Origin of the sequence: Mesoplasma entomophilum, from assembly GCF_002804125.1 — a bacterium.
GTDB classification, from domain to species: Bacteria; Bacillota_I; Bacilli_A; order Mycoplasmatales; family Mycoplasmataceae; genus Mesoplasma; species Mesoplasma entomophilum.
Genome location: NZ_CP024966.1, coordinates 1 through 22,083, shown reverse-complemented (window position 1 = coordinate 22,083; position 22,083 = coordinate 1). Strand labels below are relative to the sequence as shown.

Sequence of the window (22,083 nt, the reverse complement as noted above, 5' to 3'; positions counted from 1 at the left end):
AGATCTACATGAACAATTTAAATCAAACTATAGTAGCACCAACAACTAATATATCAACACAAGCTATTTCTTTAATCAGAATTAGTGGTGATGACAGTTTTAACATTATTAATAAATTATTAAAAACAAAAATTAAAGAAGAAAAAAATGTTTGAGTTAGAAAAATGTTTGATGGTCAAGAGTTGGTTGATGAAGTTGTTTTAACTTCATTTGTTTCTCCTGCAAGCTTTACTGGTGAAAACGTTGTTGAAATCGCTTGTCATGGGGGTATTTTAAACACTCAGAGAATAATCAATTTAATTATCAAGAGTGGTGCAAGAATGGCTAACAAAGGTGAATTTAGCCAAAGAGCATTCTTAAATAATAAAATAGATTTAATTCAAGCAGAAGGAATTAATGACTTAATCTTTGCTAAGAATGAATTAGCTTTAAAAATTGGTGTTAACAATATGAGTGGTGCTCATAATCAAAGCATTATTAACTTGAAAGGGAATCTTTTAGATATTATTTCTAGAATCCAAGTTTCAATTGACTATCCTGATTATGATGATGTTGAGGGCAGCAGTATTTCTGAATTAACAAAAGCCTTATCAGACATAAATGAAGAAGTTAATAACTTATTAAAAAGATCAAAAATGGCTTTAAAAAATACCAATGGTATTAAGACAGCAATTGTTGGTAAAACTAACGTTGGTAAATCTTCTTTATTGAATGCATTACTAAATGAAGATAAAGCAATAGTTACAGATATACATGGAACAACTAGAGATATAGTTACTGGAGACATTAATTTAGAAAATATTAGCTTAAATTTAATTGATACTGCAGGTATTAGAGAAACAGCTGATATTGTAGAGGGTCTTGGAATTGAAAAGTCATTAAAAATGATTGATGATGCAGAATTAATTTTATTTGTAATCGATTATAAAGCAATTAATGACAAAGAAAATAAAATGATTTTTGATAAGTTGAAAGGTAAAAACCATATTTTGGTTTTTAATAAAAGTGAATTTATTAGCGAGGAAGAAAAAAATAAAATTAATAAAGAACAAACAAATTATGTTTACACCAGTGCAATCAATAACGACATTGATAACTTAATTAAAAGAATTGAGGAAATGCACATAAATGAAGAATTAATAAAAAATGATTCTTTAATACTTATTAATCTTGAACAAATTTCACTTGTTGAGCAAGTTAAGGACAGACTAGATAGATCACTAAGAGCAATCACTGATGGAATGCCAATTGATATTGTCAATGTTGATCTTCATGAAGCATGAGATTATTTAAATCAATTAATTGGTGAACAATATGATGAAGAAATAATTGATAATATTTTTAAAAAATATTGTTTAGGTAAATAAAAAAGAGGTTTATTAAAAATAAACTTGCCATAAAAAAGAAATCAGTCAGAAAAAAATAACATTAAAAACTAATTTTACAAATTTTGACTATAATAATTTAGTTAACATATTTAATCAAATATATAGAATGTCTCGTAAATTTTAAGCTGTTTGTGAGCTAAAAATTTACGAGACATTATGCTAGAAGTGCTAGACTTCCATATATAGTTTATTGTTTTTAAAGATAAAAAACATTTTTTGTTAATAAATCACTTTTATTAATTTTTAATTTTTTTTAAGCGTTGCTCATTTCTAAGATCGCGTTTAATTTTTGCCAGTTCTTGAGTTTTTTCACTTATATAAGCTTCTATTGGTTTAAATGAATATTCTTCTTTATAATTATAATCAATTAATAAACTTTCAACAGCATTTTTATAAATAGGAGTAAAATCAATTTCACTTAATTCTTTATAATTTAAAGTAAAATCTTTTACCAATATTGAAATTTTGTTTTCAATATTTTCGTATTTTTTTTCCAATTCTTTAATATTAACTTTTGATTTGGCTAGTGCCGCCTTTGATTCTAAAAATTGCAATTTATTGAAATCATTTAAAGATGAAATTTTTAAGGCTATTTCTTTAGCTTTATCATATTCCCCTTTTTTCATAAAATGTTTACCTTTTTTAGATAATTTTAAAGTTTGTTTCTCCTGTTTTTTTAAAAATTGATCTATATCAAATTTTGCTCCATCACTTTTTAAAATGCTTTTTTCTTCTCTTTTAATAGATTTTTTTTCAGCATTTTCAATTATTTTTTTTGATTTAGATTTTAGTTCTTTAATTTCAGCACTATTTATTAATTTAATTTTTTCTTGTTTTTTTAATGACAATATTTTTTGTTCAATTTTTAAAAGCTTGATTGATTCATTGAACATTTTATTAATTAAAGTTTTTTCTGAAACCCTTTCTTTATAAATAAGCATTGAAACAACAATAGCAACTCCAAATGCAACTGCTGAAGCTAAAATAAACATTAATCCATTCATGACATTTGATAAACAACCTTCTTGTTCTAAAATACTTGGTTGAATTCCTATTGGCGGAGAGAAGAAAGCTATAAATGAATAGAGTCCTCCTCATGCACTAACGCCTCTTAAGGTAACATTCGTTCAAGAAATTATTAAACCACCAGCAAACGCCCCGATCATTCCTGCGTATAATGGTCGTTTTTTAGGAAAATTTACTCCGTATAACATTGGTTCAGTTATACCTGCAATTGCTCCAACCATAAACATTTGAGTTCCTTCTTTTTTTAATCTTTTATCGCCTGTAACTATTATTACACCTAATAAAGCTGCAAGTTGAGCTCAAATACCAATGGCACTTGATATTGTCAAACGAGCTACGCCACCATGAGTCATTGTATCAACATTAAATACAACTCCAATTACTTGGTGTAATCCGAAAACAACAGTAACTTGATGAATTCCAGATAGTAGACCCATACCAATTCCTAAAGGGAATTTAGTTACTAATAGTACAAATAGTCCAAATATACCTTCAAAAATATTTCAAATAGGTCCATAAATAAAAAACGCTATAAATGGCATAAGAGTTAATATCATTAAGTTTCTGCATATAAAATCAATACTTGTTGGCATTCATTTTTTGATTCAATCATCAAAAATTTTTGCTGTATATATTGTTAATAGTAATACACCTATTTTTGCTTGCATAGGCGTTACATTGATTTGTAGTATTCTTTGAATCATTGGATTTGAAACTTCTGCAAATCTAAACAATACTCATCCTTCAATGTATGTTTCTGGATCATATTGTTGCCCTAACATTGCTGGTCCACCATTTCCTCACAAAATTGGTGAACAAATTGTCATACCTATAGCAAATGCTAAAACAAAGTTTCATTTAAAATAGATTGCTGCCGAAACACAAGTTCCTATTCCCATCCAAATTGTCGATGATTTCGAAATAACAAATATTATCACAAATAAAATATTTAAATTTGGATTAAATATATAGTAAATATTTTTCGTCAAATCTTCATTTTCTTTAACCAATGTTATATTTGGCATTACTCCAAACATCATTAATAACATCATAACCAAAGAAAAAACTCCGGCCCCCAATAATATAGGAATTAAAGGAACACCAACTGCTGGGAAAACTTTTATTATTCTGTTAACCAAATTAGCTTTATCTTGTGAGTTTTTAGCAGTAGCATCATTCTCTTTATAAATTATGTTTGTAATTTCGTCTTTTACTTTAGGTACTTCCTGTCCAATAATGATTTGCATTTCATTACCATTTCAATGAATACCTTTTACACCTTCAATTTTTTTTATTGCTACTTCATTTACTAAATCTTTTTTCAAAATTTTTAGTCTAAGTCTTGAAAAACAATTATAGTGTTCATCAAAGTTTTTTATTCCTCCAACATTTTGAACTATATTTGATGCAAGTTTTTGATTTTTTCCTTCCCCTCCAAAAATTTTTTCCAAATCAAGATCATTATTATGAATTTCTTCAGTGGTTATTTTGCATATAAACTCTCCGGCTTTATATTCTTTTTCAATAAAATCATGCACCTTAATTTTGCTATCTTGACATGTAAATACTATTGGTGTTTCATTAGAAAGTTTTTTTGAATTTAGTTTGTTTAAATCAACATTAAAAAGTTTTTGCCCTTTACTTAATTCATCTCCAACTTTTGTTTGAACTTCAAAAGGCTCACCCGCTAACTGAACAGTTTCAAGGCCACAATGCAATAAAGCTTCAATTTTTCCTAAATTAAATCCATAAGCGTGTTTTGTATCAAAAATAAGCGTTACTTTAGCATTATCAAAAGGGCTAAAAAATTGACTTGACTTAGGTATTATTAAAACACCATCTCCCAACATTTTGTCAGAAAATGTTGGATCACTGCATTTTGTTATTTGCTTAACTATACAATCAACTGGAGCATATAAATTAAATTCCATATCGTTTCTCTTTCTTTCCAATAATATTTTCCAATTTATAGTGTTAAAAATGGTAATTTTTTTTACTAATGAAAGTACTTTACTAATATCTTAATACTTTACCTTAAAATAAAAACTGCATCAACTAATTATGATGCAGCATTAATTATTTATTTTTTGTGCTTATTATTGCACATTTTATATTTGCTTTTCGCACATGACTTTTAATTAAATTATAATTTCTGACATTTTTATATAAAATTTGAATAGTTAGAAATTAATCATCAATATCGCTATTAGCTAAGCTAAATTTTAGTTTTTTGTAAATTTTAAAATATAAAACAATATTGCTATTTTATATAGGCCTATTATTTCTTCTGTACAAACAAGAAAAATTTTTTAATCTATGAATATTAAATTTCTTTTGTTTTTAAAAAGTTTTTAAATCAATTATACGATTTCTTTTTAAATCTATTTCCTGTTCCATTATGATAATCGTCATAATCAACAAAAATTAATCCATATCTTTTTGACATTTCATTTGTAGATGCTGAAACAACATCAATTGGTGTTCACATTGTATAACCAAATACATCTACTCCATCTTTTATTGCTTCGCTTATTTGTTCAAAATGTTTTCCTAAGTAATCAATTCTATAATTATCTTCAACAGTATTATTAGCATCTAATTTTTCTAAAACACCAATACCATTTTCAGATATAAATAACGGCAAATGATATCTATCTCAAAGTTGATTTAGTGTATATCTAAGACCTATTGGATCAATTTGTCATCCTCACTCAGTTGCCTTTAAAAAAGGATTTTTACCGGCTTTTAGACCATTTGCTTCGGTTAATTCTCCTCCTGATTTAGATGTGGTTCCAGACATATAATAGCTAAAAGTAATAAACTGAATTGGGTTTTCCTTTAAAATTTTATCATCCTCAGGATTTTTATTAATTTTTATGCCATACTCTTTAAACATCCTTAAAGCGTACCCTGGGTATTCGCCATTTACCATAACATCATAGTAAAAGAATTTTTTCATTTGTTCCATTTTTAAGTTTTCCATCACATTTTCTGGATTACAATCTATTGGGTAAGAAGTAGAATCAGCAACCATACATCCTACCTTTATATCTTTATATTTTTTTGCATATTGAATTACTTTAGCTTGTAAAACAAATTGAACATGTAAGTCATTATAAGATGCTAAAACGTTTTGTAGCATTGAATTTTTATTTTCGCTTAATAATGATGTAGTTATAACAGCACCTAAATTTATTTCATTAAAAGGCAGCCAATATTTTACATATTCATTAAATTCATCAATTACCAAAAATGCAAATTTTAAATAACTATTTTGTAATTCATTATCTTTTCAATTTAGATTTTTTTCAATAATTCAGTAAGGCAAGTCAAAATGGTTTATAGTTACCATAACCTCTAATCCCTGCTTTTTGCACTCTTTAAAAACATTTCTATAAAATTCTAATCCTGCTTTATTTGGTTCTTCATTACTTCCATTAGGAAAAATCCTTGTTCATGCAATTGACATTCTAAAAATTTTCATACCTGCCTCTTTAAATAAAGCAATATCTTCTTTATATCTATGGTAAAAATCGATACCAAATCTTTTCGGAAAATGTAAACCTGCTTTATTTTCAATAGAATCAGCAAAAGTTTGTTTATTTGTTAGATGTGCACCTGAAGAATGGTTTTTTCTATCAGAAATTTCTCTGAAAGGTATCATTTCCATCAATGATAAAGTTTTTCCATCTACATTGTATGCTCCTTCTATTTGATTTGCTGCTGTTGCTCCCCCTCAAAGAAAATTTTGAGGAAATTCTAATTTTTTTGTCATATTTTTTCTCTTTCTAATTTAGTTTCTAATAAGGCTAATCCTCCATAACAAGCAGCCTTATTTCTAAGTACAGAAATTTTAAACTTATCCTCAATTTCTGTATTTGTTTCAAATTTTCTTCCTTCTCATTCAAAGGTTTTATTCTTAGTTATTGCCTCGTTGAGCATTGAAACAAATTGTTTATTTGAACTAACTGCTCCACCCAATGTTATTAAGTCAAGATCCAAACAAAAATCTAAATTTATTATAAATTTAGAAAGTTGATCAATTCATTCATCAACTAATTTAACACATAAAGGATCATTATTATTATATTTTTCAAATAATTCAAAACCTGATAGTTTCTTTTCAGATTTTGTAAAGTACTGATGTTTAAACAATAAAGCTCCTAACCCTGTATCTAAAGTTACAGTAAATCCATCTTTTCCATAAATATTTGATCTCATTTTCCCAACTTCGCCAGCTCTAAAATTTTTCCCATGAAGAATTTTCTTATTTATTATAAGACCACACCCAATGGCTGTACCAATTGTCAAATGAGCCATGTTTTCAATTTTATTTTTTTTTGTTCTTTTAATGAATTCACCATATGCAGCAGCTTTAGCATCATTGTACAGAATAAACTTTTTAAGATTTTTAAATTTAGAAAAATATTTTTCTAAATCTATATTTGTATCAATTATTGAAGAATCAGCTAAAACTTTCTTTTTAAAATGGTCAACCGGTCCTGGAATAGCAATAGCCAGATTAAATTCATTATTTTCATTTTCTAAAATTTGAGATATTTTTTCTAAAACATCTATCAGTTTTGTCTTTGTTTGTTCGTTAGGGGTACTTTTAGTATCTATGTGATATTCTTTTATTTCATTTTTATCCTCAAAAACAATACACTTAATTCCTGTTCCACCTATATCAAAAGTATAATTTAACATTTTTATTTACCTTCCTTTTGAAAATAGTTAACTATGTTTAAATATTTTCACCGTTTACTTCAATTAAATTTTTATATCAATAATAGCTATCTTTTTCAATTCTCTTCATGTCTTTTAAATCAAATTCATCTCTATTAACATATATGAATCCGTATCTTTTAGATATTCCTTCATGAGTTGATACTAAGTCAATCGCGCTTCAAGGCATATATCCAATAATTTCAACTCCATCAGAAATAGCTTCAGCCATTTGTCTTATATGTTGCTCGTAGTAATAAATTCTATAATCGTCATGAATTTTCCCATCATTTGTTAATTCATCTCTAGCACCTATTCCATTTTCGGTAATCATCACAGGTAAGCCATATCTATCATAAACTTCTCTTAGTGTATTTTTGAATCCAACTGGATCAATTTCTCAACCAAATTCAGTTTTTTGCAAGTTTGGATTTTTCGCTGCCATTCCAAAACCAGGTATAACAAGACCTTTTTGTTGATCAAATTTTTCTTTGGTTTCTTTAATAGATTCTTCCGTTGGCATTTGTGCTGTCATCGTTGTATAGTAATTAAAAGCAATAAAATCAGGTTTGCCTTTTGATAGAGTATCCAAATCATCTTTAGTAACTTCAAAATCTATTCCCATTTTTTTAGCAAATTTAATGAATATATTACTATATTTTCCTTTGCAAACAGCATCAAGATAAACTCAATTTCTAATCATTTCAACATTTAATTTAGCTGTATAATCTTCAGGCTTGCATGTATTTGAATAAACTGTTGCTATATTTGGTGCAGGTCCTATTTTAGCATTTGGACAAATTTCTTTGCACTTAATTATTGCCTTTGCTTGAGCTAAATTTAAATTATGCAAAACTTTCAGTTGTTTTGATAAATCTTGTTTTTCTAAGACTTCAAAGCCGTCGGCCATCATTACTAAAATATTTAATTCGTTTATTGTTAATCAATAATTTATTTTTGTCCCAAAATTTTTAAGTAAAACTTCAGAGTATAATTCAAAATGTTTCACAAAATTTTTGCTATGAACCCCACCGTCTTTCATCACAAACAACGGAATATCAAAGTGAAACATTGTAACAATAGGTTCGATCTTATATTTTAGTAATTCATCAATTAAATCGTTATAATACTTTATTCCTTCTTGATTAACACTACCATTTTCGTCTTTAATAATTCTTGGTCAAGAAATAGAAAATCTGTAAGATTTTAAACCCATTTTTGCCATCATTTCAACATCTGTTTTTCAATATTTATAATGCTGACTTGCTTCCTTAAAACCAGTTATTCCCTTTGGGTAGCTTGGTTTATCACCATATAAATCCATTGTTGAAGTAACTTTTCCGCCTTCTTCTACACATCCTTCAATTTGGTAAGCACTAGTTGACGCCCCCCATAAAAAATTTTTTGGAAATTTGTTCATATTTACTCCTTTTGCTATCAAATTTTCTTATTTGATATAATTATTATCTAATTTAAAGAGCACTACTGAAAGAGGCAACTGAATTAAAAAAAATACTTTCTTTATTTGAAAGTATTTTTTTACAATTTTTTATAAATTTCTAACATTAAAAGCTGAGAAGCCACATTTCTGTGTAAACCATTTGAAAAATCATCCTTCATATCATACATTATGTTATGAGAATCGCTTATTTCAACTAATCCACTTAATTTTGATGCCATAGTAAAACTCTTTGAATTTACTTGTTTTTTTGCTTCACTGTGAATTTTTTTAAGTGTTCTGTTATCTTTACCTGATATTAAAAATACATTTATTGAATTATCTAAAAAACCAACATTAACTTGATTATGGTTTATTATAAAAGCCTTTTTATTTTTTTCCAGCAAAATTTCATATAAAACTTGCGCACTATTTGCAAGTTCCCAAGAATAAAAAATGTTTATTTTTTCAGCTTTAGAAACCTCTTCAACAAAAGTATTTATAAATAATCGATTTCTAAAAATTCATTCTTCAAGATTTTTAAAATTATTTGTTTCTCTAAAACTTTGCTTATTTTGGGAAAATGTTAAGAATTCATTTTTAAAATGAAACATCATTTCTCTATATCCGGAAAATCCAATAGTCTGAGAAAATTTAGTAACGGTTGAAGCACTTACAAAGCAAATTTTTGAAATTTCATTTTGATTTAAAAATTTTCCCTTCATTAAATTTTCTAGTATTGTTTTGGAAATTATTTTGTTAGTTGTATCATTTGAGTCTTCAGACATTTCTATTAAATTTTGAAATGTTATTTTCATAAAAACCTCCATATTCTTATTTAATTATAAAAAAAAGAGCATAACTTTTCATGCTCTTTAGATATTTTATTTATAATCCATAATTTTGCAATAAAGAATTTATACTATAATTATATTCTTGTATATAAGTTGATAAATCAATTTTTTGTGTTTTTTGAACTAAATCAAGTGTTTTTCTAATTAACTTCTCTTTTTCATTTCTTAATTTAATAATTCCTTCAAAATCAATTTTATTTCTTTGCTGATCTTTTTCAACCTCTTGTGTTGACAAATCAATATTTGATAACTCATCTATTTTTGATTTAATTTTTAATGCTTTTTCCTGTTTTTGATTTTGAATAGCTTTTTTTCCTTTTGCAAAAAGTTTTTCAATTAAAGCATCATTTCTTTCAATCTTATTATTAATTTTCGTAGATATTTTTAAATATTTTTGAATTTCTTTTTCTTGTTCTTTTAAATATTTCATTTCATCAGCAGAATATATTTTGTTTAATTGTTTTAAAGTATTTGATATTTCATTAGCAACATCTTTATTTAGGTCTTTATTTTTAAATATTTTGTTTATTAATTTTTTAGTTATTTTGTTAACAAGTGTTGACTCATCAATACGTTCTTTAAAAATTAGCAATGTTATAATTATTCCTAAACCTAGAGCAACCAAGGCACCCAAAATAAAGAATAGTCCATTTGATAATGTTCCCAAAGGAGCAACACCTCCAAAAGGTGGCTCAGAAAAATAACCTAATATGGCAAAAATACCCATACCTGTTGTAAGTCTACCTGAAACTTTTAACCAATTACATAAAGCACCCGCAATGAAAGCTGCAATTATACCTGCGTAAAGAGGTCTTTTCTTTGGTAAATTAATTCCATAAAGAATTGGTTCAGTTATCCCAAGAACTCCCATAGGAACCATTCCTCAAGCTTGTTTTTTTAATACACTATTTTTTGTGATTATTGCTACCCCAATTAATGCACCAAGTTGTGCTCAAACTGAAAGACTTGCAGCAATAAATAAGTAACCCCATCCACGATTTGCAATATATTCTATTTGACCCAAAATTGATAACGGACCATGAACACCAAATATAACACAAACTTGTCATAGACCCACTGCTAAACCTACACCTATACCAAAAGGTGCTTTAGCTAAGTAAAAAAATAATGAACCCAATAAGGCTTCTATAACATTTCACATAGGTGTAAATAAAAAGAAACCTACTATTGATGGAACCAAAAATACTATAAATGGTCTGAATAATAAATCTAAACTTACCGGCATTCATTTTCTAACTCATTGATCTACTTTTTGACCTATATATATTATTGGAATGATAACTAAAAATTTTGTTCCTAAAGGAACTATTCTAAAAATTTTTGTAATACCATTGAATGGTATATTTTGAGTATTTAAAGTTCCTAAATCTCATCAAACTTTTTCATATCCAATTCCGTTTTGACCTCCATCCAAGAAAATTATTGGAGCACACATAATAATACCAATACCAATACCAAGCACAGGATTTAATTTAAAATATTCAGCCGCTGTGTAAGCGATAGCAATACCTGTAAAAAAGCCAGCTGTTCTACCAATTACAAATAAGACAACTCAACCAACATTAAGATTCGGATCGAAAAGAGAAATTGAACCAGAACCTGCAGTTTGCGAAGTAACAATATTTGGCATGACTTTACATAAAACTAAAATTGCAATTAAAGCTTGCACTATACCAGTTCCTGTCATTATTGGTATAGTTCTAACCATTGTTGCACCAACCATCTGAAAAAATGATTCAGCTACTGATTTGCGTTCTTTCGAACTTACAACAGAGCTTATAAATTGATTTTGGCTAGATATTTCCTCTCTTACTTTAAAAACATCTTGTCCTATTATTATTTGAAGTTCATTACCATTTCAAACAATTTGTTTTACAATATCTAACGCAAGTAACTCTTCTTCATTAACTAATGATTTATCAATTATTGTAAATCGCAATCTCGTCATACAATTATACACTTCTTTATAGTTTACTTTTGAACCAACTAGTTTATTAATTTCAAAAGCTACTTTTTCATATTTATTTTTAACATTAAAGAAATCATCTATTGTTTCAATTTTTATTTCTTCTAACTTATCAAGAAGTTCAATTGAACAAACAAACTGACCTTTTTTATAGTTCCCTTCTTTAAAATCTTTAATCTTGACTTGCTTATCAAAAACAATTGGTGTTTCAGAAGAAATGTTTTTTTCAGTAAGATATTTTAAATCGACATCAAACATTTTTTCACCTAATAAAATTTTTTGATTACTTATCAAAGTTGTTTTAAATGGTTTTCCTTTAAGCGAAACAGTTTCCAAGCCACAATGAATTAGTATTCCTAATCCATTAATATCAAGACCATAAGCATGTTTTGTGTCAAAAACCATAACTACTTGTGCTCTATCAAACGGTAAAGAAAAATCACCTTTTTGTGGTTTTACTAAAAAACCGTCACCAAGCATTTTTTGTGAAAATGTTGGGTCTGAACATTTATCTACACTTTGTATCTCACAGTCAACGGGAGCGTAAAATTTTATTTCCATTATTGTATTTCCTTTCATAACTATTTTCCCATAAATGTTTTTACATAGAAAAATAGAACACAACTTATGAAGTATTTTATTTTTTAGAAAGTATTTCATAATAGTACATTCATCAACGCGCTCCTATTTTTTAGATTTACCAGCATAATTTAAGTTATTAAAATAATTTGGAGCAGTTTAAACTAAATATTAGTATCATTTAAAACATATTAAATTATTTTAATTGGATATAAAATTCGCTCTCTACACTCTTTTATCTATTAACTCTTAAATTTCTTTTTAAAACTTTTAAACATTAATGTTAACTACTTTAGTTTTCAGTACATTAAAAAAACTATAATTCTTATGAGTTTTTCATAAAAATTACAGTTCAAAAATTTATTTCGAAAATATATTTCCTTTAATTTTAATCTTCTTCGAATTCTTGGTTTTCTTCTCCGTGTTTGCGATACTCAAGCATTACTGCTTGTATTTTATTGCCTTCACTTAAGCGAATACCTCTAACTCCAGCTGCAGCTCTTCCTAAAACAGGAATATCTGATGCTTTTGTTTTAATTAAGTTTCCATCAGTTGAAATAATACATACTAAGTCAGTTTCTCTAGCTGCAATAATTGATTTAAAGTCACCTGTTTTTTCGTTTAGGTTCATTACTTTAATTCCTTTTCCATTACGACCAGAAATTCTATATTCATCAATATTTGTTTTTTTGAAACTTCCTTTTGATGAAATAGTAGTAATATTTTCAATGCCAAATGAAGTAACTGCTCCAACCACAACATCTTTATCATCAAGTTTAATAGCTTTAACTCCTGATGCTGTTCTTGAAAGTGGTCTAACAATATTTTCTTGAATTCTAATAACTTTTCCTGATTTGTTAGCAACAAAAATTGTATCTTCACCAGTTGTAGCAAATACTGTTACTAATTGATCATCCTCTTTTAAGTTAATAGCTATTTTACCATTCTTATTGATGTTATCGAATAATGAAATATCTGTTTTTTTAATCATTCCTTTTTCAGTAATGAAAGTTAAGTAATTCATTTTTTCTTTTACATTTCTTAATGGAAGAATAGCTGTAATTTTATCATCTGCTGTTAGCCCATTTAAGAAGTTAACGATTGGTAATCCACGTGCTGTACGTGAGTATTGTCTAATGTTGTATGCTTTTGTTCTAAATACTTTACCTGAATTAGTAAAGAATAGTACTCAGTCACGCATTTTACCCATTGTTGCAATTACAATTGGATCCTCATTAGATGAGTTAACACTAACTCCTCTACCTCCACGTTTTTGCACTCTAAATTCTTCTGGATCAACACGACGAATGTATCCTTCCTCGCTTAAAAGAATCATTGTTTTAACATCAGGAATTAATTCTTCATCTTCGATGTCCATTAATCCTTCATCAATAGTTTCAGTTCTTCTGTTATCACCAAATTTTTCAGCGATTTCAGATAATTGATTTTTAAGTACATTGTTTTGTTCTGTTTCATCTGAAATTAATAATGTTAAATAATCAATTCTTTCCTTGATTTGAGCCATTTCTTGTTGAATTTTTCCACGTTCTAATCCAACTAAACGTTGTAATCTCATATCTAAGATAGCTTTGTTTTGTTCTTCATCAAATCCAAACGATTCTGTTAATTTCATTTTAGCTTCGTTTGACTCTGGTGAGTTTCTTAAAATATTAACAATAGCATCAATGTTATCTAATGCAGTATCTAAAGCTTCTAAGATGTGGAAACGTTTTTCAATTTTATCTTTTTCAAAAATTGAACGTTTAATAATTACATTTATTTGGAAATCAACATAATGTTTAATGATTGATTTTAAATCTAATAACACAGGAATGTTATTGTGTAATGATAATAAGTTCAATGAGTATGTTGTTTGTAAGTTAGTAAATTTATATAACTTAGATAAAACAACATCTGGATTTGAATCACGTCTTAATTCAATAACAATTCTAATACCTTCGTAGTTAGATTCATCACGAATATCTGAAATACCTTCTAATTGTTTTGTTTTAACCAATTCAGCAATTCTTTCAATTAATTTAGCTTTATTAGTTTGGTATGGAATTTCAGTAATTATAAATCTTGCATGACGATCATTTTCTTCAAGAGCTACTTTAGCACGAATAGTTACAGCACCTCTACCAGTTTTATAACCTTCACGCATTCTGATTCCATTTGTCATTAACGCACCTGTAGGGAAATCTGGTCCCATAATGTGGTTATCTAAAATTTCATCAATTGTAATATCTTTATTATCAATGAAAGCGTGAATTGCACTAATTACTTCTCTTAAGTTATGTGGTGGAATACTTGTTGCCATCCCAACAGCAATACCCATAGCTCCATTGGCTAATAAGTTAGGGAAGTATCCTGTTAAATAAGCAGGCTCTCTTTCACTAGCATCATAGTTATCAACAAAAGGAACGGTGTTCATATCAATATCTTTAATGATGAAGTTTGATACTTTAGCTAATCTAGCCTCAGTATAACGCATAGCGGCAGCTCCATCACCATCGATTGAGCCGAAGTTACCATGTCCATCAACTAATGGGTAACGGTATGAAAAGTCTTGAGCCATTCTTACCATTGAATCATAAACAGCTGTATCACCATGGGGGTGGTACTTACCAATAACTTCCCCAACAATACGTGCTGATTTTTTGTGTGGTTTATCTGCAGTAATACCTAAGTCATTCATCGCATAAATAATACGACGGTGAACAGGTTTTAAACCATCCTTCAAGTCTGGAAGCGCACGACTAACAATAACAGACATTGAATATTCTAAAAAGTCTTTTCTAACCTCAGCAGCAATATCAATACCCTTGATAATACCGTGGTTATGCTCTAAGTTTTTTTCACTCATTTAAATTCACCTTTTCTATTCTTTGTCTAGAAGTCAATGTTTTCAACAAACTCTGCGTTTTCTTGAATATAATTTCTTCTTAGTTCAGGGTCTTCTCCCATTAAATCTGAGAAAACCTCATTAGCGATTGCAGCATCTTCTAATTTAATTTGTAACATTGTACGTTTTTCTGGGTCCATTGTTGTTTCTCATAATTGGATTGGATCCATTTCTCCAAGCCCTTTATAACGTTGGATTGTAAATCTTGAGTCTTTAAAGTCACCAGCTTTTAATTCTTCAAGTTCAGCATCACTATATGCATAAGCAACTTTTTTACCAGCTTCAATTTTATAAAGTGGTGGTTGAGCAATATACACGTGACCATCAACAACCAATTGTTTCATGTATCTGTAAAAGAATGTTAGTAATAATGTACGAATATGAGCTCCGTCGACATCGGCATCAGTCATAATAACAATTTTTCCGTATCTTAATTTTGATAAATCGATATCTTCTTTAATACCTGTACCAATTGCTGTAACAATTGATTTAATTTCATTATTTGCAAAAGCTCTAACTTCGGCAACACGTTCAACGTTTAATACTTTCCCTCTTAAAGGTAAGATAGCTTGGAATCTACGGTTACGTCCAGTTTTTGCTGAACCTCCGGCTGAATCCCCTTCGACTAAGTAAAGTTCAGCAATTTCTGGATCTTTACTTTCACAGTCTGCTAATTTACCAGGAAGTGAGAATGTATCAAGAGCTGATTTTCTTCTAGTTTCTTCTCTAGCTCTTTGCGCAGCTATTCTTGCTTTTTGAGCATTTGCATTTTTATCAATAATTGCTTTTGCATCTTCAGGTGATTTTAATAAGAATTCTTCAAATGCATCACCAACAACCGCATCAACAGCTTTTTTAGCATCAGGGTTAGCTAATTTTGTTTTAGTTTGCCCTTCATATTGTGGATCAGTATGTCTAATTGAAACTATACATACCATTCCTTCTTTAATATCATCTCATGAATATTTGGCAGCTGGTTTGTTACCAGTTGCGACTTTTTCAGCATAACGGTTAATAACTCTAACTAAAGATTGTCTTAAACCATCTTCGTGTGTTCCACCTTCATGAGTATTAATATTGTTAACAAATGTAATTAAGTTTTCTTGATATTCAGCATTATATTGTAATGCAACTTCTACTTCAATATCATCATGTTTATCATCAACATAGAAAATGCTTGGGTTAATTTTAGGTTTTGTTTCATTTTTTTCTTTTACATAATCCAAAATACCGTTTGGGAAGTGGTACTCTACATGTTTATCAATTCTTAAATCGTTTAACTCGATTACTAAACCTTTATTTAAATATGAAAGTTGTTTAACTTTGTTTCTAATTGTTTCATAATCAAATTCAGTTCCTTCCAAAAAGATTTCTGGATCTGGTTTAAATCTAACAGTTGTTCCAGTTTCATTTGTTTCACCAATAATTTCAATTTCAGTTTGTTGAGTTCCCCCACCACTAAATACTTGATGATGAATTTTACCTTCACGCTTAACTTCAACATCAACGTATAAAGATAAGGCATTAACTACTGAAGCACCAACCCCGTGTAGTCCTCCTGAAATTTTATATGAATCTGAGTCAAATTTTCCCCCAGCATGTAACTGAGTAAAAACTAATTCTAAAGCTGATTTCCCTGAGTCAGCTTGAATACCAACAGGAATACCACGTCCATTATCTTGAACGATGATTTCTCCTTCTTTAGTAATAGTTAAAATAATTTTGTTCGCAAACCCTGCCATTGCTTCATCGACTGAGTTATCCATAATCTCTCAAACTAAGTGGTGTAGACCTGCTTTAGATGTTGATCCAATGTACATACCTGGACGTTTTCTAACAGCTTCTAAACCTTTAAGAACTTTAATCGATTCAGCACCATAATTTTGTTCTGCCATATAATTTGTTCACCCGCTTCTTTCTAAGTTTACTTAATATATATTATATATTAATTTAGCCAATTTTACTACAAAATGGACAGTGAACTTAAAACCCATAAAAAGTACTGATTTTTAACAAAATGCTTAAAAAATACCTTTAAATTGCTTTATTTTGAGTTTTATAGAATATTTGAAATTAAAAATAATTTAAAAACTGCTTTTATTTAATTTGTATATACATTTTAATGAAATCTTCTAATCCTATAACTTCAGGTCTTAAATTTTTATCAATTCTTACAGTATCAAGAATTTCATTTGCCTTTGTTTTATCATTTGTTACATTTGATAAATTATTTAAAATTGTTTTTCTTCTGTTATTAAATATTTTTCTTAAAAAAGTTAAAAATTTATCTTTATCTTCAATTTGATCAGTGTATTTATTATTGAAGGTTAAAGAAATTATTGCAGAATCTACTTTAGGCACTGGGAAAAACATGTGTTTTGGTACAGTAAATTCATATTTTTTATCAGCAAAAAATTCACAAGCAACTGAGAGATTATTATAGTTATTTTCACCTTTGTACGAACAAACTCTAATAGCAACTTCTTTTTGCATCATGAATACAGCTTTTGTTAGCATATTACTAACATTCAAAGTTCTAAAAAGAATTTCACTTGTTATATAATAAGGCATGTTTGAAATTACTGAAACTTTTTGATTGTCGTGTTGTTTTTTTTCACTTATTAATTTTTCGAAATCAACTAGAAGTACATCAGAAAGAAATAATTCAAAATTATCACTTTGAACCTCTTTTTTTAAAATTGGTTCCATATCCGTATCAATTTCAATAGCCACAACTTTGTTATACTTTTGTGCAAGTAATTTAGTTAATGCACCTGTTCCTGGCCCAATTTCAATAATTAATTGATCCTCATCATCACCTAATATTGAAACTATTTTTTTAATTAAGTTTTGATCACTTATAAAGTTCTGACCGAACTTTTTCTTTGCTTCAACTTTCATTCTACTCTCCTATTATTTTTTCTATGTTTTCTACATTTAAATTCATTCAATTTAGTCATTTAAATAAGCTTTTTGAACTCATTTCATCGTTTAGATTAAAATGAGATGTTATTTTTACTCGATTAACTTTTAAATAAAAATCATTATTAACATATTCATCTCAAGAAATTGAATTATTATTTTTATTATATGTTATTAAATTATTCAATGCATTTTTTATAGCCTCATCATTGGCTTCAGCAATTCCAATTTTCTTAGAATTTTTATTTATATCTTGTTTTAAAATAAATGCATTAAAAACATCTGTATCTAAAAACTCAATTAAAGTTTCTCTTATTTTTTTACCTGGTCCATCTGGGTCTGTAAATATAATGATCTTATTAATTTTACTTAATTCCTTAATTAAATTTAATTTTTTACTATTAAGTCCAAGGCCATTTGTTTCAATTGTTATTAAATTTTTACCATATATTTTCTTTAATTTTTGTGAATCTGATTTACCTTCAACAATAATTATCTCATTTACCATTAATTCACCTATATCTAACATTAAGTTTATTATATACTATAATTAATGTGAGAAAAGTGAGGAGTTTTATGAGTAATAAAAAAATAGGAATAGTTTTTGGTGAAGAATTTACAAGAATAATTTCATCTGATAAAGGTAAAATATATGATGATTTTAGTTTAGTTTGTTGAAATGTTTTAACAACTGAAATTGTTTTATATGGTCGTGATGTTAAAAATACTATAGGCAGACTAGACGATCCTTTAAAAGTTGTTAACATTCTTGATAAATATGTAATTCAAAATTTAGAAATTTTTAAACATTACGCTACCATCCTTGTTGAAAGATTTAAAGAAGAATTTGATGGAGCCAAAATTGTTATTTCTTGCCCAAATTCTGATAATGATTTCATTCAAGAATTCTTTAAGAATTTATTCAATGAAAACACAAACTTCACTTCAATAACTTTTGCTCCAAGAATAATACTTTCTGCTCTGGGAGCTAATGCTGATATTAAAGATGAGTATGGAGTATTGATTTTAGACATTAATCAAGCTTATGCTAAAGTTGCTTTAATTGTTGAAGGAAAAATAATTAATGAGAAAGAAACAATTTATGCTGAAAAGTTTTTAGATGAGTCTTTAAATCAATTCATAAAGGAAGAATATTCTATTTCAGTTGATAGTGATATGATTGAAAAAATAAAATGATCATTAGGAACAATTATAAAATTAAGAGACGAGTTAGAGTTAAGTATTGTTGGTAAAGATATTATTACTAACGAAAGAAGAAGTGTAGTTTGCGTTAGTGAAGAATTTAAAAAGATATTTATTAAATCATTTACAAACTACAAATCATTAATAACTTCAGTTTTAGAAAATTCTTCAGCAATAATTAGAAGTGGTGTTGTTAAAAATGGTTTATATGTAACTGGTGAATTGGCTGGAATAAGTGGGGTTAAAGATTTCTTTGAAGATTTCTTTAACTTCCCTGTAACTATTTCTAAAAAACGTGGTTATTCAGATATTGAAGGTACATTGAAACTATTAAATTTAAAAAAATAAAATCAGGATATTTCCTGATTTTTTTTATTATGCATAAGTTGGTAAAACAACTTGCTTTAAATCACGTTTTTGGGCACCAGTTATCAACACAGGTTTATTTTGTGAATTAAATGTTAAATGAACTAACTGATCATCAAATGTTCTAATTGCTTCAATTAAATATTTTGTGTTGAAATTAATATTTAAATTAGTTGTTCCTTCATATTTATATTCTGTAAATTTTTCTTCATATTTTGCTGTTTCAACAATTGTTGTTTTTAATATAATTTCATTTTGGTTAATTTCCAAATTTACAACAGATGTTATATTTTGATCATTTGTCAGTTCAAATCTACTTAATACTTTTAATAATGTTTTAGCTTTTAATTCAAGTCTAATTTCATGTGTTGTTGGAAATGCAGAATGAACATTAGGATATCTTCCATCAATCAATGTTGACTGTAACAAATCATTGTCTAACTTAAAAGTTGCATTAGAATCATGAATTATTATTTTAAACACCTTAACACTATCTATTAAATTTCTTAATTCAATCAGTGTTTTATAAGGAATAATAATATCAACTTCTTCAGTTGTATTTTCAGGTAGACTAATTTCTTTTAAACTAACTCTAAATAAATCTGTTGTAACAAATGAAAGTTTATTATCTTTTATTTTTAAATTCATACCTGTTAAAACAACTTTTTGGTTTCATTCGTTTATAGAATTTATTGTTTGTGCTAATGTAGTTTTAAATTCTTGAGCATCAATAGTTAACTCTAATCCATTTTCAACAAATCCAATTAAAGGAAATTCATCAACATTTAAAATTGAAACTTTAAGACTTGATTTGTCTGTAATGATTTCCAACTCATTTTCTGCAAATGTAGAAAGAGTTACAAATTCACTATCTAATTTTCTTAACAATTCTAATATAAACTTTGGTTTAACTAATATACGACCAGGCTGTTCAATTATCAAATCTGAATTTTCATTATTAAGTTCTGCTTTAAAAGAAGTTGATGTATTTGAAGAAATAATTACAAGTTTATCAAAACTAGCTTCCATGTAAACACCTTGTAAAGCAGGGTTTACATTTTTAACTTCTATTAATTTACTTGCCTTTGTTAGTTCATTTAAAAGAACTGATTTATTTATACTTAATCTCATATAACACCTCTTATTTCAATATATATTATCTCATATTTTAACTTTAAAAACAAAATAAAAGACGTGCTTTTTTATATATTATATTATTGTTTATATAGGTAATATTAATAATAGAGTTGATATGTGGAAAACCATAAAATAACCTATATAATAGGGGTTACCAAATAATTATTACCAACAACTTTAAAACTTTTTCCACACAAAAAAAAATAGATCGTAAAAACAACCTATTTCCCTATTATTTCATTTTTTAATGACTCTACTATTTTTTTAAATTCTTTTTCTTTATAAATCAACTTTTCAATACGTGAAATAGCACTTAAAACAGTACTATGATCTCTTCCTCCGAATTCAGCGCCAATCTGAGTAGAAGTATGATTTAAAATTATTTTCGCAAAATACATTGAAAGATGTCTAGCATTTTTAATTGCTGTTGTTCTAGCTTTCCCATCAATAGCTTTTAATGTAACATCGTATTTTTTCCCTACAATTTCTTTTATTTTTTTAACATTCAGTAAACCTAAATTAGCAGAAGGAGTATCCTTGAATAAATCAACAACATCTTCTAAATCAATAATATGTCCTAAATCATTTTGTATACCGAAAAATAATAATCTATTAACTAAACCTTTAATTTTTCTGACATCATCGCTAAAATTTTGAGCTAAATAAACAACTGCGTCTTCTTTAACTTTTTGCTTAAGTCCTTGTTTTTTTATTTCTCATTCAATTATTAATTTAGCTGTAGGAATGTCGAGTGAATTAATTGGTGTTGAAAGACCAGAGTTAAATCTAGTTATCATTCTTTTGTCAAAACCATTAAGTAATTCTGGTGTTTTATCACTTGAAAAAACTAATTGTTTCCCATTTTCAGTAAAATTATTAATTATATTAAAGAAAAATTCATTTGTTTTGTCTTTTTTACTAAGAAATTGAACATCATCTAAAATAAAAAAATCATTAGAATTTATTTCATTTTTTAATTCCTCAATTTCGTTTAAATCGCCTTTATTTAAAGCATTAACAACTTTTTTTGTAAATTCTTCAGAAGTTAAATATAAAACTTTTTTATTACTTAAAAGTGCTTGATTTTTAATAGCCTGTAAAAGGTGAGTTTTACCTAAACCAGAATCTCCATAAATGAATAATGGGTTAAATGAAGAACCAGGATTTGCAGCAACACTTTTTGCAGCTAAATTTGCTTGTTTATTGCTAGATCCAACAATGAAATTATCAAATGTTAAAGAATTCTCAGGTAAAGAAATAATTAATTTTTCCTTTTTTTCTTCTTTTTTACTAATTTTCTCAAATACTTCTTTTGTTGAAAACTCAACAGAAACATAATCATTTAATAGTGTTTTAAACTCATATATGAATACTTCTTTAAACTCATTTAAAATTGTTACACCAAGATTTGATCTTACAAGAATTACAAATTCTTTATCAGACATTTTTAATAATTCAGAAGTTACAATGTATTCTTCAACTATGTCTTGATCTATCAATTTTTCTTTGCTTAGTTTATTAACTATTTGCTCTCACAATAATTTTGTTTCCAT

General features: G+C 27.4%; 14 protein-coding genes. 2 read left to right on the top strand and 12 right to left on the bottom strand.

Annotation, left to right across the window (positions count from 1 at the left end; genetic code table 4):
* Positions 1-8: 8 nt before the first annotated feature.
* Positions 9-1,367 (top strand): tRNA uridine-5-carboxymethylaminomethyl(34) synthesis GTPase MnmE, encoded by a 1,359-nt coding sequence (gene mnmE, locus MENTO_RS00070; RefSeq protein ID WP_099650878.1) that lies wholly within the window; start codon positions 9-11, stop codon positions 1,365-1,367.
* A 257-nt stretch (positions 1,368-1,624) separates the two neighbouring features.
* On the opposite strand, the gene MENTO_RS00065 is transcribed toward mnmE, so the two are convergent.
* The 10 genes from MENTO_RS00065 to rnmV all read right to left on the bottom strand — a co-directional run bounded on the left by MENTO_RS00065 (position 1,625) and on the right by rnmV (position 18,332).
* Complete coding sequence (locus tag MENTO_RS00065) at positions 1,625-4,345, bottom strand: glucose PTS transporter subunit IIA (protein WP_099650877.1); 2,721 nt, start codon at positions 4,343-4,345, stop codon at positions 1,625-1,627.
* A 392-nt stretch (positions 4,346-4,737) separates the two neighbouring features.
* A complete protein-coding gene (locus MENTO_RS00060; protein WP_099650876.1) occupies positions 4,738-6,189 on the bottom strand; it encodes a glycoside hydrolase family 1 protein in 1,452 nt (483 codons plus the stop codon).
* On the bottom strand, positions 6,174-7,121 hold the full coding sequence (locus MENTO_RS00055) for an ROK family protein (RefSeq protein WP_099650875.1): 948 nt from the start codon (positions 7,119-7,121) through the stop codon (positions 6,174-6,176). The genes MENTO_RS00060 and MENTO_RS00055 overlap by 16 nt, the downstream gene beginning before the upstream one ends.
* Positions 7,122-7,158: 37 nt before the next feature.
* Positions 7,159-8,559, bottom strand: a complete 1,401-nt coding sequence (locus MENTO_RS00050) for a glycoside hydrolase family 1 protein (RefSeq protein WP_099650874.1) — start codon at positions 8,557-8,559, stop codon at positions 7,159-7,161.
* A gap of 119 nt (positions 8,560-8,678) precedes the next feature.
* Positions 8,679-9,395, bottom strand: coding sequence for a MurR/RpiR family transcriptional regulator (locus tag MENTO_RS00045; RefSeq protein ID WP_157769386.1), 717 nt, complete (start codon positions 9,393-9,395; stop codon positions 8,679-8,681).
* Positions 9,396-9,465: 70 nt separating this feature from the next.
* Positions 9,466-11,979, bottom strand: coding sequence for a PTS glucose transporter subunit IIABC (locus MENTO_RS00040; RefSeq protein ID WP_099650872.1), 2,514 nt, complete (start codon positions 11,977-11,979; stop codon positions 9,466-9,468).
* Between the two features lie 406 nt (positions 11,980-12,385).
* Positions 12,386-14,863, bottom strand: coding sequence for a DNA gyrase subunit A (gene gyrA / locus MENTO_RS00035; protein ID WP_099650871.1), 2,478 nt, complete (start codon positions 14,861-14,863; stop codon positions 12,386-12,388).
* Between the two features lie 26 nt (positions 14,864-14,889).
* Positions 14,890-16,797, bottom strand: a complete 1,908-nt coding sequence (gyrB, locus tag MENTO_RS00030; protein ID WP_099650870.1) for a DNA topoisomerase (ATP-hydrolyzing) subunit B — start codon at positions 16,795-16,797, stop codon at positions 14,890-14,892.
* A 202-nt stretch (positions 16,798-16,999) separates the two neighbouring features.
* A complete protein-coding gene (gene rsmA, locus MENTO_RS00025) occupies positions 17,000-17,803 on the bottom strand; it encodes a 16S rRNA (adenine(1518)-N(6)/adenine(1519)-N(6))-dimethyltransferase RsmA (protein WP_099650869.1) in 804 nt (267 codons plus the stop codon).
* A gap of 1 nt (position 17,804) precedes the next feature.
* Positions 17,805-18,332, bottom strand: coding sequence for a ribonuclease M5 (gene rnmV / locus MENTO_RS00020; protein WP_099650868.1), 528 nt, complete (start codon positions 18,330-18,332; stop codon positions 17,805-17,807).
* A 68-nt stretch (positions 18,333-18,400) separates the two neighbouring features.
* Here rnmV and MENTO_RS00015 point away from each other — a divergent pair, with 68 nt between their 5' ends.
* Positions 18,401-19,375 (top strand): rod shape-determining protein, encoded by a 975-nt coding sequence (locus MENTO_RS00015; protein WP_099650867.1) that lies wholly within the window; start codon positions 18,401-18,403, stop codon positions 19,373-19,375.
* Between the two features lie 27 nt (positions 19,376-19,402).
* Here the strand turns inward: MENTO_RS00015 and MENTO_RS00010 are convergent, their stop codons facing one another.
* Entirely contained in the window at positions 19,403-20,524 is a 1,122-nt protein-coding gene (locus MENTO_RS00010) for a DNA polymerase III subunit beta (protein WP_099650866.1), read from the bottom strand.
* 227 nt (positions 20,525-20,751) lie between these two features.
* A complete protein-coding gene (dnaA, locus tag MENTO_RS00005; RefSeq protein ID WP_099650865.1) occupies positions 20,752-22,083 on the bottom strand; it encodes a chromosomal replication initiator protein DnaA in 1,332 nt (443 codons plus the stop codon).